General features: G+C 37.3%; 27 protein-coding genes. 17 read left to right on the top strand and 10 right to left on the bottom strand.

What is annotated here, in order from left to right:
- Positions 1–2: 2 nt before the first annotated feature.
- The 12 genes from PP182_RS04985 to PP182_RS04930 all read left to right on the top strand — a co-directional run bounded on the left by PP182_RS04985 (position 3) and on the right by PP182_RS04930 (position 11,948).
- Positions 3–1,049 (top strand): VWA domain-containing protein, encoded by a 1,047-nt coding sequence (locus tag PP182_RS04985; RefSeq protein ID WP_272650234.1) that lies wholly within the window; start codon positions 3–5, stop codon positions 1,047–1,049.
- A 1-nt stretch (position 1,050) separates the two neighbouring features.
- Positions 1,051–1,899, top strand: coding sequence for a tetratricopeptide repeat protein (locus PP182_RS04980; RefSeq protein ID WP_272650233.1), 849 nt, complete (start codon positions 1,051–1,053; stop codon positions 1,897–1,899).
- A 9-nt stretch (positions 1,900–1,908) separates the two neighbouring features.
- On the top strand, positions 1,909–3,687 hold the full coding sequence (locus PP182_RS04975) for a BatD family protein (RefSeq protein ID WP_272650515.1): 1,779 nt from the start codon (positions 1,909–1,911) through the stop codon (positions 3,685–3,687).
- Between the two features lie 2 nt (positions 3,688–3,689).
- A complete protein-coding gene (locus PP182_RS04970; protein WP_330097976.1) occupies positions 3,690–4,451 on the top strand; it encodes a tetratricopeptide repeat protein in 762 nt (253 codons plus the stop codon).
- A gap of 62 nt (positions 4,452–4,513) precedes the next feature.
- Positions 4,514–4,804, top strand: coding sequence for a hypothetical protein (locus PP182_RS04965; protein WP_272650232.1), 291 nt, complete (start codon positions 4,514–4,516; stop codon positions 4,802–4,804).
- Between the two features lie 74 nt (positions 4,805–4,878).
- On the top strand, positions 4,879–6,471 hold the full coding sequence (locus tag PP182_RS04960) for a SulP family inorganic anion transporter (protein WP_272650231.1): 1,593 nt from the start codon (positions 4,879–4,881) through the stop codon (positions 6,469–6,471).
- A 17-nt stretch (positions 6,472–6,488) separates the two neighbouring features.
- Entirely contained in the window at positions 6,489–7,115 is a 627-nt protein-coding gene (locus tag PP182_RS04955) for a carbonic anhydrase family protein (protein ID WP_272650230.1), read from the top strand.
- A 101-nt stretch (positions 7,116–7,216) separates the two neighbouring features.
- A complete protein-coding gene (locus tag PP182_RS04950; protein WP_272650229.1) occupies positions 7,217–7,843 on the top strand; it encodes a carbonic anhydrase in 627 nt (208 codons plus the stop codon).
- 126 nt (positions 7,844–7,969) lie between these two features.
- Complete coding sequence (gene pheS, locus PP182_RS04945; RefSeq protein WP_272650228.1) at positions 7,970–8,989, top strand: phenylalanine--tRNA ligase subunit alpha; 1,020 nt, start codon at positions 7,970–7,972, stop codon at positions 8,987–8,989.
- A 62-nt stretch (positions 8,990–9,051) separates the two neighbouring features.
- The gene (locus tag PP182_RS04940) at positions 9,052–9,447 is read left to right on the top strand and encodes a hypothetical protein (RefSeq protein WP_272650227.1); all 396 of its coding nucleotides are present in this window, start codon (positions 9,052–9,054) and stop codon (positions 9,445–9,447) included.
- Positions 9,448–9,606: 159 nt separating this feature from the next.
- Positions 9,607–10,800, top strand: coding sequence for a pyridoxal phosphate-dependent aminotransferase (locus tag PP182_RS04935; protein WP_272650226.1), 1,194 nt, complete (start codon positions 9,607–9,609; stop codon positions 10,798–10,800).
- Between the two features lie 2 nt (positions 10,801–10,802).
- On the top strand, positions 10,803–11,948 hold the full coding sequence (locus PP182_RS04930) for a permease (protein WP_272650225.1): 1,146 nt from the start codon (positions 10,803–10,805) through the stop codon (positions 11,946–11,948).
- A 34-nt stretch (positions 11,949–11,982) separates the two neighbouring features.
- On the opposite strand, the gene PP182_RS04925 is transcribed toward PP182_RS04930, so the two are convergent.
- From PP182_RS04925 to PP182_RS04915, 3 genes are read right to left on the bottom strand one after another with little or no spacing between them, the layout of a single operon-like run.
- A complete protein-coding gene (locus tag PP182_RS04925; RefSeq protein WP_272650224.1) occupies positions 11,983–12,471 on the bottom strand; it encodes a YciI family protein in 489 nt (162 codons plus the stop codon).
- A gap of 1 nt (position 12,472) precedes the next feature.
- Positions 12,473–12,940 (bottom strand): CYTH domain-containing protein, encoded by a 468-nt coding sequence (locus tag PP182_RS04920; RefSeq protein ID WP_272650223.1) that lies wholly within the window; start codon positions 12,938–12,940, stop codon positions 12,473–12,475.
- A complete protein-coding gene (locus PP182_RS04915; protein ID WP_272650222.1) occupies positions 12,933–13,604 on the bottom strand; it encodes an NAD(P)H-binding protein in 672 nt (223 codons plus the stop codon). Before PP182_RS04915 ends, PP182_RS04920 begins: the two co-directional genes overlap by 8 nt.
- A 28-nt stretch (positions 13,605–13,632) precedes the next feature.
- Between PP182_RS04915 and dinB the strand changes: the two genes are divergently transcribed.
- Positions 13,633–14,736 (top strand): DNA polymerase IV, encoded by a 1,104-nt coding sequence (gene dinB / locus PP182_RS04910; RefSeq protein WP_272650221.1) that lies wholly within the window; start codon positions 13,633–13,635, stop codon positions 14,734–14,736.
- A 37-nt stretch (positions 14,737–14,773) separates the two neighbouring features.
- On the opposite strand, the gene PP182_RS04905 is transcribed toward dinB, so the two are convergent.
- The 6 genes from PP182_RS04905 to PP182_RS04880 all read right to left on the bottom strand — a co-directional run bounded on the left by PP182_RS04905 (position 14,774) and on the right by PP182_RS04880 (position 20,095).
- Positions 14,774–15,205, bottom strand: coding sequence for a COG2426 family protein (locus tag PP182_RS04905; RefSeq protein ID WP_419197722.1), 432 nt, complete (start codon positions 15,203–15,205; stop codon positions 14,774–14,776).
- 526 nt (positions 15,206–15,731) lie between these two features.
- Complete coding sequence (pyk, locus tag PP182_RS04900; protein WP_272650219.1) at positions 15,732–17,174, bottom strand: pyruvate kinase; 1,443 nt, start codon at positions 17,172–17,174, stop codon at positions 15,732–15,734.
- Positions 17,175–17,177: 3 nt separating this feature from the next.
- On the bottom strand, positions 17,178–17,645 hold the full coding sequence (locus PP182_RS04895) for an IPExxxVDY family protein (protein WP_272650218.1): 468 nt from the start codon (positions 17,643–17,645) through the stop codon (positions 17,178–17,180).
- Between the two features lie 118 nt (positions 17,646–17,763).
- On the bottom strand, positions 17,764–18,495 hold the full coding sequence (gene rnc, locus PP182_RS04890; RefSeq protein WP_272650217.1) for a ribonuclease III: 732 nt from the start codon (positions 18,493–18,495) through the stop codon (positions 17,764–17,766).
- Between the two features lie 7 nt (positions 18,496–18,502).
- Positions 18,503–19,753 (bottom strand): beta-ketoacyl-ACP synthase II, encoded by a 1,251-nt coding sequence (gene fabF, locus PP182_RS04885; protein ID WP_272650216.1) that lies wholly within the window; start codon positions 19,751–19,753, stop codon positions 18,503–18,505.
- A gap of 108 nt (positions 19,754–19,861) precedes the next feature.
- Positions 19,862–20,095, bottom strand: a complete 234-nt coding sequence (locus PP182_RS04880; protein ID WP_047247024.1) for an acyl carrier protein — start codon at positions 20,093–20,095, stop codon at positions 19,862–19,864.
- Positions 20,096–20,355: 260 nt separating this feature from the next.
- On the opposite strand from PP182_RS04880, the gene purN reads away from it, so the two are divergent.
- The 4 genes from purN (at position 20,356) to PP182_RS04860 (ending at position 24,517) form a co-directional block, all read left to right on the top strand.
- Positions 20,356–20,928 carry a phosphoribosylglycinamide formyltransferase gene (gene purN / locus PP182_RS04875; RefSeq protein WP_272650215.1) on the top strand — a complete coding sequence of 191 codons (573 nt, stop codon included), beginning with the start codon at positions 20,356–20,358 and terminating at the stop codon, positions 20,926–20,928.
- Positions 20,925–21,560, top strand: coding sequence for a ribonuclease H family protein (locus PP182_RS04870; protein ID WP_272650214.1), 636 nt, complete (start codon positions 20,925–20,927; stop codon positions 21,558–21,560). The genes purN and PP182_RS04870 overlap by 4 nt, the downstream gene beginning before the upstream one ends.
- Positions 21,561–21,650: 90 nt before the next feature.
- On the top strand, positions 21,651–22,577 hold the full coding sequence (locus PP182_RS04865) for a PfkB family carbohydrate kinase (protein ID WP_272650213.1): 927 nt from the start codon (positions 21,651–21,653) through the stop codon (positions 22,575–22,577).
- Positions 22,578–22,618: 41 nt separating this feature from the next.
- A complete protein-coding gene (locus tag PP182_RS04860; RefSeq protein WP_272650212.1) occupies positions 22,619–24,517 on the top strand; it encodes an amidophosphoribosyltransferase in 1,899 nt (632 codons plus the stop codon).
- A gap of 659 nt (positions 24,518–25,176) precedes the next feature.
- Here the strand turns inward: PP182_RS04860 and PP182_RS04855 are convergent.
- A complete protein-coding gene (locus PP182_RS04855; RefSeq protein WP_272650211.1) occupies positions 25,177–25,785 on the bottom strand; it encodes a superoxide dismutase in 609 nt (202 codons plus the stop codon).
- Between the last annotated feature and the right edge of the window lie 34 nt (positions 25,786–25,819).

Raw genomic sequence — 25,819 nt, 5'->3', positions numbered from 1 at the left:
ACATGATTCAATTCGACGAGAAAATATATTTTTATTTATTGTTCACCATACCGGTGCTCATAGTCTTGTACCTGTTCCTCCTTATTTGGAAAAAAAGAACACAAAAGAAGTTTGGTGATAGCTTCTTGTTAAAACGATTGACCCCTACTAGATCATACTATAAAGGCACTCTAAAACTCATTTTCTTCCTCTTGGGGCTTTCCGGATTAATTATGGGCCTCGTTAACCCTAAAATAGGCACCAAACTTGAAACTGTAAAGCGGGAAGGAGTGGACATAGTGTTTGCCGTGGACGTTTCCAAAAGTATGTTGGCAGAAGACATTGCACCAAATAGGTTGGAAAAGGCAAAACGATTGGTTTCAGAAATCATTAATCAATTGGCCAGTGACCGTATAGGAATTATAGCTTATGCTGGTCAAGCCTTTCCACAATTACCTATTACCACCGATTATGGCGCCGCCAAAATGTTTTTGCAAAGTATGAACACGGATATGCTTACCTCACAAGGAACAGCTATCAATGAGGCCATAGAATTGGCTACAACTTTTTATGACGATGAGGAACAGACCAATAGGGTGCTATTTATAATTTCGGATGGTGAGGATCATTCTGAAGAATCGACCATGAGTTCGGTAGAAGAAGCCGTTGAGGAAGGTATTACTATTTATACCATTGGGGTAGGAACCCCAAAAGGATCTGTTATCCCTATAAAAAGAAACGGTATTATGGAATCCTTGAAAAAGGATGCCCAAGGCCTTACGGTCATTACCAAGTTAAACCAAGATGTCCTCATGGAAATATCCGACGAGGGCAACGGACAATATATCGATGGCTCCAACACAGATGCCGCTGTAGAGTTTATAAAGGAGGAGCTGCTTCAAATGGATAAGAAAGAGTTTGAAGCCAAACAATTTGCGGAATATAAAGACCAATTTCAATGGTTTCTGGGAGCTGGCTTATTGTTCCTATTTTTGGAAATCTTTATCTTGGACCGGAAGACAAAATGGTTGAAGCGGCTTAATTTGTTTAACGATAAACATCCGGAATAAAATGAGAAAACTGATTACAACATTTTTACTCCTATTCATTTCCACTTTCATAGTAGCACAAGAAGAAGATGTAAAAGAAAAAGCAAAAGCGCTGAAGAACTCTACAAACCTCACTTGGGATGGCAACAAAAACCTGTCAGAAAATAATTTTGTTCAGGCCGAAGTAGATTATAGAAAAGCGATTGCGGAGAGTCCTGAGAATGCGGCTGCCCCATATAATTTGGGTACTGCCTATTATAACCAAGAAACGTATAGCGAAGCATTTGGCAGATTTAAGGAAGCAGGAGAAGCTACATCATCCAAAGAGGAAAAGCATAAAGCCTATCATAATATGGGCAATGTGTTTATGAAGCGCAAGGAATATCCTAAAGCTATTGAAGCTTATAAGGAAGCCCTTAGAAACGACCCAACCGACGACGAAACAAGATACAATCTTGCCTTGGCCAAAGAAATGCAGAAAAAAGAGGAGGAAGAAAACAAGGATAAAAACGACGAGAACAAAGATCAGCAGGATCAACAGGATAAAAAAGACCAAGATCAAGACAAGGAAGGGGACAATAAAGACGATCAAAACCAAGATAAGAAAGACCAAGGGGACCAGGGAGATCAAGGTGATGAAAAGAAAGATGAAAACAAGGAGGGTGACGGAGATCAAAAAGAAGAACAAAAGAAAAAACCGGAGCAAGGAGACCAACCTCAAGACCAGCCTCAGCGGAAACCCAACCAACTTTCTAAACAGCAAGTGGAAAATCTCTTAAGGGCCATGCAAAACGCAGAGAAACAAGTTCAAGAAAAAATAGACGCCAAAAAAGTAAAAGGCGCGAAAGTCAAAAATGAAAAAGATTGGTAAAAACGCATGATGTCTAAAAAGTTTATTTTTCTGGTTCCATTATTTCTCTTTTCCATCCTCCTGCGAGGACAGGAAGAGGAAGCGGTCACCTTTGAAATGAAATTAAGCAAACCAAAACTTGGCCTTAATGAGCGTCTTCGAGTAGACTTTACAATGAATAAAGACGGGGACAACTTTAATCCCCCGGATTTTAACGGTTTTAGAGTGCTCATGGGACCTTCCCAATCCATTAGTTCCTCCTGGATCAACGGAGTTAGAAGCTACTCTAAAACATATTCTTACACCTTAGCGCCAACAGCACAGGGTAAATTCACCATTCAGCAGGCCACTATAGTTATAGAAGGCAAAACGTATAAGTCTTTACCGAAAGAAATCGAAGTTACAGCTGCGGTTGATAAACCTAGTGATGAGATGACCGCAGACGATGTGGCGGACGAAAATCTACATTTAGTTGCAGAAGTTTCCAAGACAAACCCCTATTTAAACGAGGCCATTAGTGTTGTTTATAAACTATACGTAAGCCCTAATATCAGCGTATCCAATTATCAACCCTTGGATAACCCTAAATACAATAATTTTTGGAGTCAGGATATTAAGGTTTCCAGACTTTCGGCACAAAATGGGACCTACCAAGGCAAACCCTACCGTTATGTGGTCCTAAAAAGGGTGGTTCTCTACCCTCAAAAAGCGGGTAAATTGGAAATAGAACCGCTTTCCTTGGATGTTACGGTTGATGTGCCCACAAGGCAAAGGGATTTTTTTGGAGGTAGAATTTATTCACAAACTAATAAAACTGTTTCCGCCGGAAATAGGGTAATCAATGTGAAAAGTTTACCTGTTGCCAACCAACCTGCGGATTTCACAGGTGCCGTTGGAGATTTTGAATTTTCCGTAAACACTTCTAAAACTAGCCTTAATGCAACGGAATCGCTTCAGGCTATTGTTGAAGTTAGCGGTAAAGGAAATCTAAAACTTTTTAAACTCCCAGAACCAGAACTTCCAAGCGCTTTGGAGGTTTATGAACCAGAATTTACTGAAGAGGTAAGAACAAATCTCGGTGGAATGCAGGGAAAAGTTAGCAACAGTTATACCATAGTTCCTGCTTTTAGGGGGAAATATCCTATACCATCCATTTCCTTCAGTTTTTTTAATCCAAAGACCGAAAAATATGAATCCCTGAATTCTGAGGAGGTTTTGATCAATGTTCTTGAGGGGCCAACAAATGGAGGTAACTTAACCGATCCTATTGTTGGACAGTCAAGCAAACAGCAAGTGGTAACCAATGGCAATCAATTCAATTTTATAAAATTATCACCGAACCTTGCACAAAAAGGGACCTCTTATTTCTTTGGTTCCGCTAGGTATTATTGGTTGCTATTTGGTCCTTTACTTTTGATTCCTTTGGCTATATTTCTTAGAAAGAAAAGGGATGCCATTGCCGAAGATGTTGTAGGTAACAAAGTAAAGCGAGCCAATAAATTGGCCAAAAAATATCTTTCAGCTGCGAGGAAGGAGCTAGGAAATAAGGAGGCTTTCTATGTTGCTCTCGAAAGAGCCTTACATAACTATCTTAAAGCAAAACTAAAGATTGAAACTTCAGAGTTTAGCAAGGATAAAATTTCAGAATTATTATTAAAAAAGGGAATCGAAGAATCAACAGTAAACGAATTCTTAGGTCTATTGCAAAATTGTGAAGCTGCAAGATATAGTCCATTCTCAAAGGTGGAAATGCAAAGGGATTATGATAAGGCAAGTGAGGTCATTTCATTAATGGATAAACAATTATAACCATGTTGAAAAAATTAATACTACTACTTGGTTTGCTAATGGGATTCATTTCGAGTGCCCAGAATGATGTCCTTTTTGATGAGGCCACCGAAGCCTACAACAATGGAAATTACGAAAAAGCTATAGACCTATATAACTCCATATTGGAAAGTAATGAACACTCGGCAGCATTATACTATAACTTGGGCAATGCGTATTACAAGTTAAATGAAATTCCTGAGAGTATCTATTTCTATGAGAAATCCCTTTTGCTAAATCCAGATGACCCAGAAGTAAAAACCAATTTAGGTTATGCCCAAAATATGACACTTGATGCTATAGAAACTTTGCCAAAAACTGGGTTTTCAAGGATATACAAAAGTATCACTTCCTCACTTACTTTTGACGAATGGGCTTATGCTAGTGTTCTTTGTATGCTGCTTTTTGTTATTTTATATATCGCTTTTTACTATTTTCAATATTCCACAAAAAAACGACTTGCATTTATTAGTAGCATTATAGCGCTGTTTCTATGTGTAGTTTTTATTGTTTTCGCTTCAATTGAGATGAGTTCTTTTACCTCGGACAATCCCGCCATAATCTTTGCTGATGAAGTAACTGTAAGTTCAGAACCCAATGAAGCCAGTGATGAAATTTTTGTTTTACATTCCGGCACCAAGGTTAATGTAGTGGATAGTTTAAACAATTACACCAAAATTAGACTTGCTGATGGCAAAACAGGTTGGATGCCAGTAAACCAACTTAAACTATTAAAAGATTTTTAATAAAAATTAACAGGAATCTATATCCATTCTTGTATATTAGTGATTAACCTAACCGCTTACTATTGAAAACCTTTTTTATCTATTTATTATCAATTTCATTACTGGTTGCCATTTTAGCTCCTTCCATTTTAACTGTATTAGAGCTTGGTGACAAGAGTCAAATTGTTATGGATTTAAATGAGGAGGAGGAGAAACAAGAAACAACAGAATTTTTAGAAACAGAATTTTTTCTTATTTCTTATAATCACGATTTCAGCTTTCCCATACCTCAAAACTCCTTGGTTTTCAAAAATAATATAGAAAGTTTTTCTTCAAGCAATACAGAAGTTTCGTTACCTCCCCCAAAATCATAGGTTTTTTTCCGTGAAATTTATTTTATTAATTAATCAGTCTTCCTTGTTTGGATGACCTAACGACTTCAATATTTATGTTTAAACATTTAAAAAGTGATATTCCAGCGAGTATCGTAGTCTTCTTTGTAGCGTTGCCCCTTTGTTTAGGTATTGCATTAGCCAGTGGCGCACCATTATTTTCAGGTTTAATTGCCGGTATTATTGGTGGTATTGTTGTCGGGGCGCTGAGTGGGTCTAAGATTGGAGTTAGTGGTCCTGCAGCAGGATTAGCCGCTATTGTACTCACTGCGATTGGAACCCTAGGTGGTTATCAAAACTTTCTGGTTGCCGTTGTTTTAGGAGGAATAATACAAATCTTGTTCGGGGTTTTGAAAGCAGGTGTCATTGGGTATTATTTCCCCTCCTCTGTCATTAAGGGTATGCTAACGGGGATTGGAATTATTATCATACTAAAACAAATACCCCATTTTTTTGGCTATGATGCCGAACCGGAGGGAGCTGATAGTTTTCTTGAGCCTACAGGAGAGAATACATTCTCCGCCATATATCATATTTTCGACAATCTAATTTTAGGTTCTATGATTATTGGAATCGTGGGCCTATTGGTAATTATAGTTTGGGACAATGTTTTGGCTAAAAAAGCGAAGTTCTTTCAAGTGGTTCAAGGACCTTTGGTGGCAGTGGTTTTGGGTATTCTTTTTTATGCGTTTACACAAGATAGCGATACTTTCTCCATTGCCAAGTCCCACTTGGTAAGTGTTCCTGTTCCAGATGATCTGAATTCGTTTATTGGCCAATTCAGCTTCCCTAATTTTTCAGCTATTACAAACCCTCAGATTTGGGTAACCGGTTTCACTATAGCTTTAGTTGCGAGTTTGGAAACCTTGCTCTGTGTAGAAGCGACCGATAAATTGGACCCACACAAAAATGTTACACCAACAAACAGGGAGTTATTGGCACAAGGAACAGGTAACATTCTTTCAGGTCTGATTGGTGGTTTACCCATTACCCAGGTAATTGTAAGAAGTTCAGCAAATATACAATCCGGTGGTAGAACCAAATTGTCCGCTATCGTGCATGGTTTTTTACTACTGTTTTCCGTAATTCTTATTCCAACTTTATTGAATAAAATACCGCTATCCGTACTTGCCGCCATATTATTTATTGTGGGCTATAAATTGGCAAAACCGGCGCTCTTCAAAAAAATGTACGATTTAGGATGGAAACAATCAGTACCTTTTTTTGTTACAGTAGTAGGTATCGTATTTACTGACCTTTTAGTAGGTATAGGTCTTGGCCTAGCCGTTGGAATTATTGTAATCCTACTGAAAAGTTACCAAAATTCCCACTTTTTACATATAGAAGACAAAAGCAACGGAACACCAAGGATAAAGATGACCTTGGCCGAGGAGGTCACCTTTTTCAACAAAGGAGCCATTCTAAAAGAGTTGCATAGTCTTCCCGAAAACACGTATTTAGAACTTAATGTTCTAAATACGCGGTATCTCGATAACGATATTATAGAAATTCTCGAAGATTTTAGATTTAAGGCCAAAGAGCGCAATATAGATATTAAACTAATCTCCAAAAGAGGGGTAGTGGAAAACCCTGAGAGTTTTGTTGAGTTTTTTGATAAAAAGCCAAAATCAGATTTGAGCCTTAGCTAGTAACCAAAAAAAGAAAAATGAAAGCACATACAAAAGAAACCCAAGCAACAATGACTCCTGAAAAGTCATTGCGATTTTTAAAAGAGGGTAACCAAAGATTTCAAAACAACCTAAAAGCTAACCGGAACCTTTTGGAGCAGGTGAACGACACCAGTGAAGGGCAATTTCCTTTTGCCACTATTTTAAGCTGTATCGATTCGCGAGTTTCTGCTGAATTGGTATTTGATCAGGGACTTGGAGATATTTTTAGTATTCGGATTGCAGGTAATTTTGTGAACGAGGATATCCTAGGTAGTATGGAGTTTGCCAGTAAATTAGCAGGCACTAAACTAATCGTAGTCCTTGGTCATACGAGTTGCGGCGCCATTAAAGGGGCCTGTGATCATGCGAGATTGGGAAATCTTACGGCTTTGATAAATAAGATAGAGCCTGCTGTCGCTGCAGTAAAAGAACCAAAAGATGAAAGCCAAAGAAACTCAGGTAACCTAGAGTTTGTAGATAATGTTTCGGCGAAAAATGTGGAGATTACTATTGAAAATATTCGGGAAAGAAGTAAAGTTTTGGCTGAAATGGAAGAAAATGGAGAGGTTATGATTGTGGGAGCTATGTACAATGTATCCTCGGGTGCCGTTGAATTCTATTAATTATACCATCAGATACTTAAAATCGCCAATGTTAGGAACATTGGCTTTTTTTTGACATAATAAGCTATCTTTCCAATCCATAACATTAACCCTCTGAACAAATGAGCTTAGAAAAAGTATTTGAGAACAATGAAAAATGGATAAAGGATAAACTTTCATTACATCCCAATTACTTCGATGATTTAGGCAAAGGACAGAGTCCACAGTTTTTGTATATAGGTTGTTCCGATAGTCGGGTTACTGCAGAAGAACTTATGGGTTTAAGCCCAGGTGAAGTCTTTGTTCACCGTAACATTGCCAATATGGTCATCAATATAGACCTCAATGCTATGTCCGTCGTCGAATATGCCGTTGAACATCTAAAGGTAAACCATCTTCTAGTTTGTGGTCATTATGCCTGTGGAGGCGTAAAAGCCGCAATGCAATCCGCTGATCTTGGGCTTTTAAATCCATGGCTTCGTTGTATACGAGATGTATATAGACTCCATAAAGAAGAATTGAATGCTATTGAAGACGAAGAAAAAAAATATGATCGGCTAGTTGAACTTAATGTACAAGAGCAATGTGTAAACCTTATCAAAACCGCAGTGGTTCAGAAAGCATTTAGACAAAGGGAACTTACGGTTCATGGATGGGTATTCGATGTTCATTCTGGAAAATTAATCGACTTAAATATAGATTTTGAAGGTATTTTAAAGGAAATCATGGAAATTTACCACCTAGACTAAATACAACAAAAGAATTGGACTCCATTCTTGAAAGTCAACCTATACACTTTTATAAAATATCTTAATCTGTAAAAAGATATCCTACCTTTTTTAAAAGTTTTAAATTTGCTGCTTTAATCAAGCCATATGATTGATAAAATAAAGGAGCAAATAGCAGAAGTATCTTCCTTTACTACGGATAACCTTGAGGCAGTAGAAGCTTTCAGGATAAAATATTTGGGTAAAAAAGGGATTTTAAACGACTTCTTTGCGGAGTTTAAAAATGTCCCTAATGAACAGAAGAAGGAATTCGGTCAAACCATAAACCACCTTAAACAAGCAGCTACCGAAAAGGTGGAGCAATTAAAGCGGTCCTTGGAAAATATGAAGACTGAAGAAAAGCTTTTTGGCGACCTTACACGGCCTGGAAACCCAACGGAACTTGGTGCAAGGCACCCCATATCAATTGTAAAAAATAAAATAATAGACATTTTTTCCAGAATTGGTTTCAATGTTTCCGAAGGTCCCGAAATAGAGGATGATTGGCACAATTTTACCGCGCTTAACTTACCGGAATATCACCCTGCTAGGGATATGCAGGATACTTTCTTTGTACAGACAAACCCTGATATTCTTTTAAGAACCCATACTTCCTCAGTACAGGTAAGGTATATGGAAAACAACAAACCTCCCATACGAACAATTTCCCCAGGCAGGGTATACAGAAATGAAGCTATTTCCGCAAGATCTCATTGCTTTTTTCATCAAGTAGAAGGCCTATATATTGATAAGGATGTTTCTTTCGCAGATTTAAAGCAGACATTACAATACTTTACAACGGAACTCTTTGGAAAATCTAAAATTAGATTACGTCCTTCCTATTTTCCATTTACGGAACCTAGTGCAGAAGTGGACGTTTATTGGGGGTTGGAAACTGAAACCGACTACAAAATGACCAAGGGAACCGGTTGGCTCGAGATAATGGGTTGCGGAATGGTGGACCCGAATGTATTGAAGAATTGTGAAATTGATCCTGATGTGTATTCCGGTTTTGCATTCGGAATGGGAATTGATAGAATTGCTCTTTTATTACATCAAATCAGTGATATTCGACTATTAAGTGAAAACGATATCAGATTCTTGGAGCAATTTAAGAGTGCCTTATAGGTATAGTAAAGAAAGCGTTTCTACTTTCTTTTTTATGTATTAATCCCTTAAACAAAAATTGATTGAAAAAAGATATAGAAATACCTATTGCCAAGGATGTTTATATCGCTTTGATCCATGAATGGAACGATGAATTTCTATCTAAAGACTGGAACGCCTATATCATCAATAATCGAACCACCCCTATTGAAATGGCTATTATTGTTTCCAAAGGTTATGATGACGAGGTCAAAACCTCTACTATGCGTCACGCTATCGGACTTATTGGTGCCAAGACCTTTGAAAAAGTTGAACTTGTACAAGAAGAAGTTCTTCGACTAAATAACGAGTTTTTTGTTACCTACTACGCTGATAATAAACTTTATGAAAAGCGTTTTGTTTTTGAAAAAGGTACGGTAAGCGAGCAAAACCTTATAAACATTCCTTTGATTGAAAAGGATGGGATATTCGCAAAATAACCCCGTTTTTTAATCTTTTCATTATCATATCCATAATTTACCCTGCTTAATTCTACATTTTACGAGATTTAACCCCTTGATTTTTATATTATTAGGATAGGATTTGGAATGACCTATTTCTAAATTGGTGTCTATAGCTAATTAAACCATATAGAACTAATGGAAACAGGAAAATTAAATCGTAGAAACTGGTTAAAGACAGGATTACTTACAGCTGGGGGAGTTACTCTTTTCCCGCATTTAGGTCTTGCTGAAGTCCCAAAAGTAAATATCCCTTTAAATTTAGAAGGCAACGCTTTGTATAGTCCATTCTTTAAGGAATTTATACCCGATAAGTTTCCAGAGGAATCTAAACTTTTGGCGAAATTAAATGCCAATGAAAATCCCTATGGGCCTTCCCCAAAGGCCATAGAGGCCTTAAAAAAAGTTGCTGTCAAGGGAAATAGATATGCCTGGCGCGAGCTGTTTGATCTTATTGATAAAATTGCCGAGGAGGAAGGAGTAAGTCCAAAGCATATTATGATGGGCCCTGGTTCTTCGGATCTATTGGAAAAAACCGGCATGGTGCTGTTTTTAAATGGAGGCAATGTAGTTTCAGCTGACCCCTCTTACATGTCCCTTATGCAAGTTGCACAGGCTACTGGAGCCAGTTGGAAACCTGTTCCCTTAAAAGAAGATTGGTCCCATGACCTAAAGGCCATGGAGGAGGCCATAGATTCTGAAACCAAATTAGTATATATATGTAATCCTAACAACCCAACAGGGAGTATTACGGATAGCGATGAATTACTTGACTTTTGTTCACGAGTTTCTGAAAAGGTACCCGTTTTCATAGATGAAGCTTATCTGGCGTTTATAGAAGATGGTGCTAAACAAAGTATGGTTAGTTTAATAAACGAAGGTAAAGATGTTATTATAGCGCGTACATTCTCAAAAATACATGGAATGGCAGGACTTCGCGTGGGCTATGTCGTTGCCCAAGAATCCACACTGGAAAAAATCCAAAAAATAACACGAGGCGGTATGGGCATATCGTATACTTCTATATTCGCTGCGATGGCAAGTATGGATGATATTGAATTCCAAGAATCATCTAGAATTAAAAATGCTGCAGCTAGGGAATACGTTTATAAGAGCCTATCTAAACTAGGTTACGATTATGTTCCCTCTTCCACAAGTTTTATAATCTTCCCTATTGAAATGGACGGTAAACTATTTTTAGAAAAAATGACGGACAAGAAAGTTGGTGTTAGAGCTTTTGAGTTTATGGGGAAAAACTGGTGTAGGGTAAGCATGGGCACCATGGAGGAAATGAAAATATTTACGGCTGCTTTAACAGACGTATTGGCGTAAAGATGGATTACACCCTTCAAAAAACCTTTACCTTTTTATTATTTATTGGTATAGGTCTACTTCTCAAATACAAGTTTAAATCCAAAGAGGAGTTAACCGGTATCAAAAAAATAATACTAAACCTTGCCTTGCCGGCAACCATTTTTATTGCGCTTATCGGTGTTAAAATAGATGCCGCTTTGCTTTCTTTACCGATTTTGGCACTTGGGTTAAACGTAGTCCTATTTCTTTTATTCCCCTACTTGATGCCTCTAACAGGAATTAAAAAGGGTACTCCAGAATATAGAACCGCTAGATTACTCGTTCCTTCGCTGGCTCCTGGTCTTTCCTGTTTTCCTTTTATTCTTGAATTTTTAGGTGAAGAATATTTAGCAAAAGCTGCGATGGCAGATTTGGGCAACAAAGTGTTTGTCCTAATCATTTTATATCTCGTAGCCATGAACTGGTACTATAGCAAAAGAGCTATTACAAATCAGTCTAGAGCTTCGAAATTAAAGTCTTTGACAATGGCAATGATCTCCGAACCCGTAAATATCTTTATAGTCATTGCCTTGATTTTGGTATTTTTTGGTTTTAAAATGGAGTCATTGCCATTTATCATTAGCGATACGCTTACAAGGCTCAGCGTTATTATGACCCCTTTGGTACTGCTGTTTATAGGCCTAGCAGTAAAAATAAAGAAACAACAAATATTTAAAATCTTCTCCTTGTTGTTTCTTAGAGCAGGATTTGTTTCCGTGGTATCTGGTATTTTTATTATAGTTGCCAACATTACAATTCAGAAAGATATCCTTGTCCTACTTTCCTTTGGTTTAAGTGCATGTAGCTTTTGGCCCTTCTCGCATATTGCAGTTGTAGGAAGTCAAGAAATGGATATCAGAAAAAAGCAAAAAACCTTTAATGCGACCTTTGGCGTTAATATCCTAGCGTTATCTTTTCCTTTATCAACAATTTTGATTCTTGGAATTTTATCGAGTGGAGCACTTTTTTCAAATGGGTATTCCGTGCTATTGTTAGGGATAACATTCTCTTTATTAGGTATAGTTCCCTATTTACTAAAAAAGGTATTTAAAATAAGAAGGAAAGCCTACAGACAAAAAAGCAACTGGATAATCTATAGGACTTCAAGTACGGAAACTAGTAGATAAGGGTTTACGAAAGAAATTGAACTCTTAAAATAGGTCATCTCAAAGAATACCCTTTTGCGGCCCACCAGGGGTGAATTTCAATGACCAATCTACCGGCTTTGACCATTGGGTCATTGTTCGCCAAACTGTCCGCCATTTCCAGATTCGGTGTGTTGTATATAGTTATGCCTCTAATTTCTCCATTATCACCAAAAGGTCCTGAGATATCCGCATACCCAAGTTCGTACATTTTTTGCAAATGAGCCAAATGAAGAGATTGAAGACTATCGGCCTCTTGTATAGATTGACTCCGATTTGCGCCTGATTTTAAAAACGCAATAAAATACTGCTGCATTAAAACCGTATCCTTGGTCTCCTCGTCCACATAATCAAACACCTCATATCCCCTATCGACCAGCTCTTTTTTAATATCCAACATGGTTTTGGAAACGTACTCAACTTGATTGTCGATTTCCCTATCCAATTTTGGTTCCCCACAAGCCGTGAAAATTGAGATAATCAATAAATAATACATCCATTTCATATTACCAAGTTTTAAAAGGGTTACTACTAAGTTGAGAATTATAATATCTAACATCACCTGTTACCTCATTTCCTAGCCAATTTGGTTTTTGTATTGATTCGTTTTCGTTATTGAGTTCTACTTCAGCGAGAATTAAGCCCTTGTTTTCTCCATCGAAAATATCAACTTCAAAAGCATGATTTCCTATCGGCACTAAATATCTAGTTTTCTCTATTATCCCTTTTTCACAGAGTTGCAAAAGCTTTTCGGCATCTTTAATATCAATTTCACTTTCCCACTCAAACCTTGTAGTACCTGAATCGTTTGATATTCCTTTTACTGTAATAAAACCTTTCTCACCCTTAATCCGGATACGAACGGTTCTCTCTGGATGAGTGTTTAAAAATCCTTGGACTATTTTGGTCTTGGAAATAGCTCCTTCTATGAACACCATTGAATCAACTAAAAATTTTCGTTCTATCTCAAGCATTTTTTGCCAGTTTTTTAATTTTTTCTGAGGAAATTCTTCCGGCAATCGGTTTATTGTTTGCCAACCAAATCATACATTTTACAATTTCATCAGGATGAATAGATTGGTACTTCTTTAAAGGACCAAGCAACAAAAGGTTAAATATTTTAAAAAGTTGCTTTACTACCCATTCCCCAAACCGCCATTCATTTCGTTTTCCACTGATTAGCGAAGGTTGCAGAATATAGGTATGATTTAAACCCGTTGCCATAACTTCATTCTCCATTTCTCCCTTTAATCTATTGTAGAAAACCTTACTTTTAGGATTAGCTCCAAGAGCGGAAATGACCAAAAAGGTATCTATACCATTAGCCTTACATAATTTCACAGCTTTTTTAGGTATTCCATAATCTATTTTACGGTACATCTCCTTATCAGGAGTTTTTGATTTTGTAGTTCCAATACAACAAAAAACCTCATCGGCAGTGAAGTCAAGGGCAAAGTTTTCCAAGTCTATGACATCTCCCAAAAATTCTTCAATTTTATCGGAGTTTATGCCGATACTCGTTCTTGAGAATAATTTTATCTTTTGATACCGGTTATCGCTAAGTAAAGAATTTAGAAGCTGGCCCCCGGTTAAACCAGTTGCCCCAATAATTATAGCCGTTTTATTCCGCTGTTCCATCAAATTAAATATACCTTAATTTTACAGGATGTCCAATGATTTTCCATTACGAAAAATTATCCATGTAGATATGGATGCCTTCTATGCATCCGTAGAACAGTTGGACGATCCAAACCTAAGAGGTAAACCGATTGCCGTAGGTGGAAGCTCCGAAAGAGGCGTTGTTTCAGCAGCTAGTTATGAAGCCAGGAAATACGGTGTCCGTAGTGCCATGAGCAGTGTAGTAGCCAAGAGAAACTGTCCCGAACTCATCTTTGTAAAAGCGCGTTTTGACAGGTATAAGGAGATTTCTAAGCAAATCCGTGCCATCTTTTTCGATTATACGGACTTAGTTGAACCCTTATCGCTAGATGAGGCCTATCTGGATGTGACAACGAATAAAAAGGGTAACCCTTCTGCAACACTTATTGCCCAGGAAATAAGAAAACGCATATTAGAGGAAACTGGGCTAAATGCTTCTGCGGGTATATCCATAAATAAGTTTGTAGCTAAGGTCGCTAGCGATATAAACAAGCCAAACGGACAAAAAACGGTCAATCCAGAGGAGGTCCTGGCTTTCTTGGAAGATTTGGAAATTAGAAAGTTCTATGGTGTGGGTAAGGTAACGGCAGATAAAATGTACCATCTTGGCATTTTTACAGGGAAAGACCTTAAAAGCAAATCTGAAGAGTTTCTAGAAACGAATTTTGGCAAGAGCGGAAAATACTATTTTAATGTAGTACGTGGCATCCACACTAGCCCTGTAAAACCTCATCGTATTCCGAAATCCGTTGGAGCCGAACGTACTTTTAATGAAAACTTAAGTAGTGAAATTTTTATGTTGGAACGATTGGAACATATTGCCAATGAACTTGAAAGACGATTACAAAAATCGAAAATTGCGGGAAAAACAGTTACGCTAAAAATAAAGTATAGCGACTTCACCCTAAATACAAGGAGTAAAACATTGCCTTACTTTATATCGGACAAAAGGTTGATTATTGAAACGGCAAAAGAACTACTGTATCAGGATAAACTTCAAAATTCTGTACGTTTATTGGGGATTTCACTCGCCAATCTAAATACTGAAAAAAAGGAGCATCCTAAATCAGAAAACGAAACTGTTTCCTTTCAGCTGAAGTTTGATTTTTAGAACTTAAATTTATCAAGATCCTTTATATAGAGCCAAGTCAAATTATTTTCATGGAGGCCAAGGTAGCTAACCATACAATGACCGAAGAAAAGAAAATACCCGTAGTATTGGCCCAAAAAGCCTTTTGGCGCTCAATTTTAAATAGATAAGCTGCAATGCTACCTGCATAGACACCAGTACCGGGAAGCGGTATCATTACAAATAACATTAATCCCAAAAACCCAAACTTCTTAATCTTATCACCTGAACCCGTCTTTGCCCTTCTCGCAACAAATAAGGCAGATTTTTTATAAAAACGCCACCGTATGAAATAAATGTTGATCTTATCTAGAAAAAACATCATCATAGGAAAGACAAGGACATTTGCCAAAAAGCAAAAAACAAAGACTGCATAGATGTTCAACCCATTGAGCATACCATACGGAATACCCACCTTGGCCTCACCAAACGGGGAGAAACTCCACAACATTGCCAAAAGAAAATCCAGTATCAAAATGAGTTGAATTTAAGTGTACGAAGCTAATCATCAATTTGATTATGCCACCTACATCAACTCATAAAAAAGAACTAAAGTTAAGGTTTAGACTTATTCAAGAAACCCTAAAACAATGCCACTTGGGGTTTAGGTTCAGAAGGTTGTTGAGCTTATTTATATCCAACCTTTCTACTATGGACAAAACCTTGAAAACATATTGTTTTTTCAATTAAGTAGGCGACGAATAAATTAGAGTTCTTTCTATTTTAATTTTAAATGGTTTTTATACCTGTCCCTAAGAATAGAGTTTTTTCCTCCGAGTTACTCGGAAAACTAGGGGCCTATCATATTATAGACTATAACCTAAATTAGTACACCTACTCGTAAAAATGTAAAATTCCAAAGTTTTGTACTTCCCTTTTTTGTTTTTAACTTCCTATAAGGGAATTGCTTACCTTGATATACCTAAAAAAGGTCCGATGAATTCATCGGACCTTTGATTTGTTTTAACTTATATACCTTAAAAATTACAAGTCTCAATTTCCGTTACCCGTAGGGTATTTACCATGCCCTTATCTTTTATAGGCATTGCCGCCAAACTTACCAACATGTCCCCTACTTCCAAGAAGCCTTTTTTACAAGCGATACCATTAACGTCCTCAATGGTTTGATCCGTTGAAACAAACTTATCGTAATAAAAAGCCTTCACTCCCCAAAGTAAATTTAGTTGGGTCAATATTCTTTTATTGGATGTAAATACCAAAATATGGGCACTGGGTCTCCATGCCGAAATTTGAAAAGCGGTATAACCGCTATTGGTCAAGGTAGAAATAGCCTTTGCCTTTATTTCATTTGCCATTAAGGCAGCATGATAACAAATGGATTTAGTGATGTATCTATTGGTACGTACATGTGGTGGGTCATGTGGCACTTTAATCAATTCAGATGCCTCAACACTTCCTAGTATACTCGCCATTTTTTCTATGACCTGTACCGGGTAATTACCAACAGAAGTCTCTCCAGATAACATTACTGCATCTGCGCCATCCATTACGGAGTTGGCTACATCGTTCACCTCTGCCCTTGTTGGTGTTAAACTGGTAATCATTGTTTCCATCATTTGGGTTGCAATAATGACCGGTATTCTAGCTTTTTTAGCTCTAAGCACCAATTTCTTTTGAATTAAAGGAACCTCCTGTGCTGGCACCTCTACGCCTAAATCACCTCTTGCCACCATTAATGCATCACAGTATGCCACAATTTTGTCGATATTCTCAACTGCCTCAGGCTTCTCAATTTTGGCAATGATTGGAATTTTGTGTTCGGAATGTTCTTTAATTATGTTTTGTAGGTCGATTAAATCCTGACTAAACCTTACAAACGAAAGTGCAATCCAATCAACCTCCAAGGAAATCGCAAATTCTGCATCCTTAATGTCCTTTTTGGTAAGGGCAGGTAGGGAAATATTTGTATTAGGAAGGTTTACACCCTTCTTGGACTTTAAAGGCCCTCCTTGGATTACTTTGGCTTTCACTTCTGTTTCTCCGTTTGAAGAAACCGCCTCGAACATTAGCTTTCCATCATCAAGTAGAATTCGTTCTCCAGGCTTTACGTCGCGCGGGAACTCTTTATAATTCATGTAGACTCTTTCGGCAGTACCTTCAAAAGGATCTCCTGTCACAAAAGTAATCTCATCACCGGGGCTAACTACGACATCACCGGCCATTACGCCCACCCTCAATTTTGGTCCTTGTAAATCAGCCAGTATTGAAGTATTGGTTTCCAATTCCTCGTTTAATTCACGAATCATGGAAACACGTTCCTTGACATCTTCATAGTCCGCATGAGAAAAATTAATCCTAAAGACATCTACTCCTGCCAGTATCATGCTTTTTAGCACATCTTTCTTACTAGTAGCCGGGCCTAAAGTTGCTACTATCTTTGTCTTCTTATTGATTGGCATTTATTAAAAAATTAAATTGTTTTTAGACTTAAGTTTATTTGTATCGACTTCATAAGCCGCCATAATCCTTGGCATACCTAAAATAGTCTTTATTATTTCTTCCCCCACCATGGTATCATCGTCCTCCTCTATTTTTAAAAAATAATCCACCTCCTTAAGTTCTGGTATTAAGCGTGGGGTAGAGAAGGTAGACTCATTTTGAAATAAGTCATTATTGTTCACCAATTCCTTTTTTGAACTATGGTTGGCAATAAGTACCCAATACCTATAATTATATTCATCCTCCCATTCATAAAATGGAAATGATCGGTTCTCCGATAATTCAAAACCCTTCCGGCTTCTTTTGAATCTGGACTTTAGAACCTTGTTCAATCCATAAGCAATTGCAAAATCCTCCAAAGTGCTATGCAATGCGACTAAAAGAAAGGAATCATCATAAAAATCATCTTTTATTTTATAAACTGCCGACATATGCACGGAAAAACGGTAAATATAGAACTATTAAAGTATAATGCCTAACTGGAAAATAAGTTTAAGATATCATTATTGTTATGAAAAGGTTAGTGTTTTGTTGTAATTGTAACTATGATTATTTCATTTTATCCTGTAGGGCAAAAAATGCTCTTTTGGATGCCCTTTCCTCCGCTTTTTTCTTGGATGTTGCCCTTGCCTTGGACACTACCTGGTTATCTATGGATAATTTTACGGCAAAATGCTTAAGGGAGTCATTACCTGTATCCTCATAAACATTGAAGTTAAAGGATTTTTTCTGCTTCTGACACCATTCTATAACCAAACTCTTATAGCTTATTACTTTTCCCTCTAACTGCTCAATATCCACATAGGGTTCTATGACCCTTTTGTTTATAAATTTCTCACAATACTTATACCCCCTATCCAGATATATGGCTCCCACAAGAGCCTCGAAAACATTCCCATGTATATTTTCGCCAAAATGGGTTTTTGGAATTCTACTTTCTACATATTTTATCAACTGCAAATCTTTACCAAGTTCGTTCAAATGCTCTCGGCTTACGATTTTCGATCTCATTTTGGTTAAGTACCCTTCGTCACCCTCAGGGACTTCATTGTAAAGATGTTTGGAAATAATGGTGCCCAACATGGAATCACCTAAAAACTCCAGCCGCTCATAATTCATTGGGTTTCCTTCTTCGTCTTTTCTATTCATTGACCGATGAAGGAAAGCTTTTTTATAAAAAACCAATTGTTTTGGTTTAAATCCCAAAATCCTTTTTAAGCCTAAAAAAAAATCCCCATCCTGTTTAGGATGGGAATTGAAGATATTTTTAGGAAAGGTCATAAAGAACTTAGTCTATTTTCTTAAAGACGACACAAGCATTATGACCACCAAAACCAAAGGTGTTGCTCATAGCGACCTTTACTTCCCTTTTCTGAGCTTTGTTCAGCGTCAAGTTTAGACTCGGATCTATATTTTCGTCGACTGTTGTGTGATTTATAGTGGGAGGAACAACACCATGCTCCATAGCCAATATGGAAGCTATCGCTTCTATTGCCCCTGCAGCTCCCAACAAATGACCCGTCATCGATTTTGTAGAGTTTATATTTATGTCTTTCGCATGTTCACCAAAAACTTCTGAAATAGCCTTTAATTCTGCAACATCACCTAATGGTGTAGAGGTACCATGGGTGTTAATTGCATCCACTTCCTCAATGCTCATCCCGGCATCCTTCAAGCAATTTTCCATCACTTTTACTACACCTATTCCTTCTGGATGTGGGGCGGTCATATGGTAGGCATCACTAGAAAGTCCCCCTCCGGCAACTTCTGCATAAATTTTCGCCCCTCTAGCTTTTGCATGTTCATATTCCTCTAAAATTAAAGCTCCTGCTCCTTCTCCAAGAACAAAACCATCCCTTGTAGCGTCAAATGGTCTGGATGCCGTTTCCGGACTATCGTTTCGCGTTGAAAGTGCATGCATAGCACCAAACCCTCCCATTCCTGCTATGGTAACAGCTGCTTCACTTCCACCAGATACGATAACATCGCAATGTCCTAAACGTATATAATTTAATGCATCTATCAAGGCATTTGCAGAAGATGCACAAGCTGAGACCGTGGTATAATTTGGCCCCATAAAACCGTGCTTTATAGAGATATGACCAGGTGCAATATCTGCAATCATTTTAGGGATAAAGAATGGATTAAAACGGGGGGTTCCATCTCCTTGTGCAAAATTCATTACTTCATTTTGAAAAGTCTCCAGACCTCCAATACCAGCTCCCCAGATTACTCCGGTCCTAAACTTATCGAGCTTTTCCAAATCTAATTTTGAGTCCTTAATAGCCTCATCGGAAGATATTAATGCATATTGCGCAAACCTATCCAGCTTACGACCTTCCTTTCGGTCGAAATAATCCTCAGTATTATAATCCTTTAGTTCACAGGCGAATTTTACCTTAAATTTTTCAGTATCATAATAGGTAATGGGTGCAGATCCGCTTTTTCCGTTTACAAGACCGTTCCAATACTCCTCAATATTGTTACCTATTGGGGTAAGAGCTCCCAACCCGGTAACCACAACTCGCTTTAATTGCATTGAACTTGTTTTTAGTTTAGAAATAAACCGAAGGTAAATTAAAAAAAATTATCCATGCGGAGAATTTACCGCATGGATAATTTTAATTCTGTTTAAGAAATCATCAAATTACTTTGCTTCTTCTATATAGCTAATGGCCTGGCCAACTGTTGCGATGTTCTCAGCTTGATCATCAGGGATTTGAATATCGAATTCTTTTTCGAACTCCATAATCAACTCAACAGTATCCAATGAATCTGCCCCTAAATCGTTGGTAAAGCTAGCTTCTGATACCACTTCGTTTTCATCAACTCCTAATTTATCAACAATGATAGCTTTTACTCTTGATGCAATGTCTGACATAATAATATTGGTTTTAAAAATTTAAATTGATGGCAAAAATAAAAAACTTTGGATTAAATACACCAATTGTCGTTAAAATGTACTGTAATTTAATAAAATAAAATTCATACCACCGTATTTGAATGAATAAAATTTCATGCAAAAAACGAATGTTTTACCGGGTTTATTTATAAATAAAATCTTGGTGCTTACTTAAATTCTGATTTCTTTTGTCTTACGTATTGATATTATTTTAATGAATCAACTTAACTATTTTGCCATTGGACACTAAAAAAATTGTTTTATTAGCTTCAGGTTCAGGCTCCAATGTAGAGAATATAGTCAATTATTTCAGTGATAATAAAAGCATTACAGTTTCGGCTGTTCTAACGAATAAAAGAGACGCCCAGGTTTTGGACCGTTGCAACAGATTGAATATCGATGCCCTTTACTTTAATAGACATGCCTACGTTAAAAGTGATTGTGTTCTAAATATTCTTAAGGGTCTAAATCCGGACTTAATTGTCTTGGCCGGTTTTCTCTGGAAAATCCCGGAAAAGATAATTGATACTTTTCCCAATAAAATCATCAATATTCACCCCGCACTATTGCCAAAATATGGAGGGAAAGGCATGTACGGTATGCATGTACATAACTCCGTCAAGGAAAATAATGAAAAAGAAACGGGCATTACTATACACTATGTAAATGCGAATTACGATGAAGGGGCTTTTATTACGCAAGTGAAAACGAGAATAACCAAAGCTGATAGTTCAGAGGACATTGCAAATAAAGTTCACAAGTTAGAATATGAATATTTTCCAAAGGTTATTGAAGAACTCCTATCCAAATGAGCAAAAAGAAAAAGCATTACGTTGTTTGGAAAGGAAAAAAACCTGGCATATACGAATCTTGGGATGACTGTAAGGCTGCCATAAGTGGGATAAAAGGTGCTGAATACAAGTCCTTTTTGACATTTGAAATGGCCAAAAAGGCCTATAATGGAAATTACGAAGATTATAAGGGCAAGAAGAAAGGGGAGTCGGAGCTTTTACCTGCTGAACTTTTAAAAATTGGCCAACCCAATTACCATTCTATTTCCGTAGATGCCGCCTCTAGTGGAAACCCTGGAGTAATGGAATATCAAGGTGTAGATACCAAAACAAAGAAAACGCTTTTTAAACAAGGTCCCTTTGGGCAAGGTACCAATAATATTGGTGAGTTCCTGGCCATTGTCCATGGTTTGGCCTTTTTAAAAGAAAGAAAAAGTGACCGTATTATTTATACGGACTCCCGTACCGCAATGAGCTGGGTTCGAAAAAAAAAGTGCAATACCAAACTCACGGAAAACAAAAAAAACAAAGGGTTGTTCGATTTGATCAAAAGAGCCGAAAACTGGCTGAAAAAAAACCAATATTCAACTCCTATTGTAAAATGGGAAACCAAAGCCTGGGGAGAAATCCCCGCTGATTTTGGGAGAAAGTAAATCTTAATAAGTATTGAAATTGTCTTGTCTTAACAATTACAATTCGTTATCCAAATCCTTATATTTGCAACTTCATTTTGGATATGATTTATGGGTAAGCTTTTGATTGTTGGTACGGTTGCTTTTGACGCTATTGAAACCCCTTTTGGAAAAACGGATAAAATTCTAGGTGGTGCGGCGACTTTTATAGGTTTGGCGGCATCGCAATTTGAGGTTGATTCTGCCATTGTTTCTGTTGTAGGAGATGATTTTCCACAAGAATATTTGGACTTTTTTACAGAGAAAAATATTGATATTTCCAGTTTGGAAATAGTTGAAGGAGGCAAAACTTTTTTCTGGAAAGGAAAATATCACAATGACCTAAACTCAAGGGACACATTGGCTACCGAACTTAATGTTCTGGCCAATTTTAATCCTGTAGTTCCGTCCAACTATAAAGATTCCGACGTAGTGATGCTCGGAAACTTGCATCCGAATATTCAGATGAGTGTAATTAATCAAATGGAAAAACGACCAAAGCTCATCATATTGGATACCATGAACTTTTGGATGGACCATACACTGAGCGAATTGACCGAGGTCATCGAAAAGATAGATGTTTTGACCATTAATGATGAAGAAGCCAGACAATTGACAGGTGAATATTCATTGGTAAAGGCCGCACAGAAAATTTTTGAAATGGGTCCTGAATATGTGGTCATTAAAAAAGGAGAACACGGAGCCTTGTTGTTTCATGAGGAACAGGTTTTCTTTGCGCCCGCTTTACCGTTAGAGGATGTTTTTGATCCTACCGGTGCCGGGGATACCTTTGCAGGAGGTTTTTCCGGTTATTTGGCAGCATCGGATGATGTTACCTTTGAAAATTTGAAAAAAGCCGTTATTCATGGCTCTAATTTGGCATCCTTTTCGGTTGAGAAATTTGGAACGGAACGCATGCTACATTTGGATCGAGACGAAATAAATAAAAGATTGCATCAATTCAAGGCATTAACACAATTTGAAATTGAATTACAATAACCCCACGCCCCATCTTTGGGGTTTTTTTAATACTTATACCAATGAGTGACGCTATTAAGCACGAGTGTGGTATTTCGGTTATCCGATTGCTAAAGCCGCTGGAATATTATAAAGAAAAATATGGGTCGGCCTTTTACGGAGTTAACAAGATGTACCTAATGATGGAAAAACAGCACAACCGTGGTCAGGATGGTGCTGGTTTCGCAAGTATTAAACTGGATGTGGATGCAGGTCAACGTTACATGAGTCGCGTTCGTTCCTGCCAACAACAGCCCATTCAGGATATTTTTGCACAGATCAACGATCGAATAAATAAAGAGCTTAAGGAGCATCCCGAATACGAAGATAATGTTGCCCTACAGAAAAAGAACATCCCTTATATCGGCGAACTTCTTTTAGGTCACGTGCGCTACGGAACTTTTGGGAAAAACAGTATTGAAAGTGTGCATCCATTTCTAAGACAAAACAACTGGATGCATAGAAACCTAATTGTTGCAGGAAACTTTAACTTAACCAATGTCCATGAGCTATTTGACAATTTGGTGCAATTAGGTCAACATCCAAAAGAGATGGCGGATACTGTTACGGTTATGGAGAAAATAGGTCACTTTTTGGACGATGCCGTAGCCAAACTTTACAAGCAAATTAAAAAAGAAGGACATACCAAACAGGAAGCTTCTCCATTGATTGCTGAAAGATTAAAGGTGTCAAAAATATTGAGAAGGGCGGCTAAAAATTTCGATGGTGGTTTTACCATGGCCGGACTTTTAGGACATGGAGATGCTTTTGTACTGCGTGACCCCGCTGGAATTAGACCTGCTTATTACTATAAAGATGACGAAATAGTTGTAGTGGCTTCGGAAAGACCTGCAATCCAAACGGTTTTCAACGTTCCTTTTGAAGAGGTTCAAGAATTGGAACCAGGTAATGCAATCATTATTAAAAAGAACGGTGCTACCAAAATCAAACAAATTTTGGAACCCAGGGAGCGCAAGGCATGTTCTTTTGAACGTATCTATTTTTCTAGAGGTAGCGACAAAGAAATTTATCAAGAACGAAAAATGCTAGGGAAATTGGTCTTTCCCCAAATTCTTAAGGCAATCGATGGGGATATAAAAAATTCCGTGTTTTCATACATACCCAATACTGCGGAAACCTCCTTTTTTGGTATGGTCAAGGAGGCCCAAAATTACCTCAACAAAAAGAAGGAGGAACAAATATTATCCATTGGCTCCAAAATTACTAGTGAAGAATTACATGAGATTTTGGAGGTTAGACCGAGAATTGAAAAAGTGGCCATTAAGGATGCCAAACTAAGAACCTTTATAACCCAAGACGATAGTCGTGATGACTTGGTGGCCCATGTTTACGATATTTCATATGGCTCTGTTAAGAAAGGTGATAATTTGGTTATCATAGATGATAGTATTGTCCGGGGAACCACACTCAAAAAAAGTATTTTGCGAATACTGGACAGACTGTCTCCTAAAAAAATCATTGTAGTTTCATCGGCGCCACAAATCAGATATCCGGATTGCTATGGTATCGACATGGCTAAATTGGAAGACTTTATTGCTTTCCGAGCCGCTTTAGCATTACATGAAGAAAACAACTCTATGCATGTAATTGAGAATGTTTACAAAAAATGTATAGCGCAAGTTAACTCCAAAGACAAGGATATTAAGAACTATGTAAAGGAAATTTATACGCCTTTCAGTGCAAATACCATTTCAGACAAAATTGGAAAACTTTTAAGCCCTGCAGATATCAAAGCAGAGGTACAGATAATTTACCAAAGCATTTCTAGTCTGCATGAGGCGTGTCCAAAAAACTTAGGGGATTGGTACTTTACAGGAAACTATCCAACTCCTGGTGGAAATAGGGTGGTCAATAGGGCTTTTATCAACTTTTATGAAGGGAAAAATGAAAGGGCTTATTAAAGGAAAGATGTCATTTCAACCTAAACATCATGCGTTTCATCGTAAAAAAGTGCATTTCGTCGATGTAATAACTTTTCAGATAGCGCTACCCTTACATTTAAGCTTGCCATAGCATAAGTAGGTTAAGTTCATGGTAAGATTTGGGGCAAAAAAGGTGGAGAACTCTCCACCTTTTTTATTTTCTACATTTTTATTCCATACTACCTTCCCTAACTGTAAGATAATAATACAACTTAGGTATTTCAACTAAGGTTTACGCCGTTTAACCAATAGCTTTTTTTCGATTATTGATTCAATATATATTTGAAGAACCATAGCATAAGTAGGTTAAGTTCATGGTAAGATTTGGGGAAAAAAGGTAGAGCTGTGCTCTACCTTTTTTATTTGGAAACTACTCGATTGAATAAGTATTATCCATAGCTCCAAAAATTAGATGGCTGCGCGTATCTTAAAATTTTTTAACATTTCTTTTTTTATTTCCCACAATACCAGTAATTTAGTCTTGCCATAGCATAAGTAGGTTAAGTTTATGGTAAGATTTGGGACAAAAAGGGTGGAGACTTCTCCACCCTTTTCTATTATATCAAAATAAAAACCACTTACAGAGTACTCTGTAAGTGGTTGTCTTACTTTTTCTTAAGTTTTTTTAATGGCCTATTTTATTTATTGGCCGCATATAATTTTGAAACTTCATCCCAATTTATAAGATTAAAAAAAGCATTGATATATTCGGGGCGCTTATTTTGATAATTTAAGTAATATGCGTGCTCCCAAACATCAAGCCCTAAAATTGGATGTCCTCCACAGCCTACTCCTGGCATAATGGGTGTATCCTGATTCGGTGTAGAGCAAATTTCCACCTTTCCTCCTTTATGGACACATAACCAAGCCCATCCAGATCCAAATCTTGACCCTGCTGCACTTGTAAATTTTTCCTTGAACCCATCAAAAGAACCAAAAGCATTATCAATTGCTTTAGCCAATTCACCAGAGGGTGCTCCTCCTCCATTTGGAGAAAGAATAGTCCAGAATAGTGAATGATTATAAAAACCACCGCCATTATTCCTAACCGCAGTATTATCCATATCCAATCCGGAAAGAATATCTTCTATTGATTTACCATCTAGGTCCGTTCCTTCGATGGCCGCATTTAGTTTTGTGGTATATCCATTATGATGTTTTGTATGATGAATTTCCATTGTCCTTGCATCTATATGAGGTTCTAAAGCATCATATGCATAAGGCAAATTCGGTAATTGAAAAGCCATAATTTTATTGTTTTTAGATTAATAATTATTGTAT

The sequence above is a fragment of the Maribacter sp. PR1 genome (assembly GCF_028464145.1).
Lineage (GTDB): Bacteria > Bacteroidota > Bacteroidia > Flavobacteriales > Flavobacteriaceae > Maribacter.
This window is presented reverse-complemented; position numbering and strand designations above follow the sequence as displayed.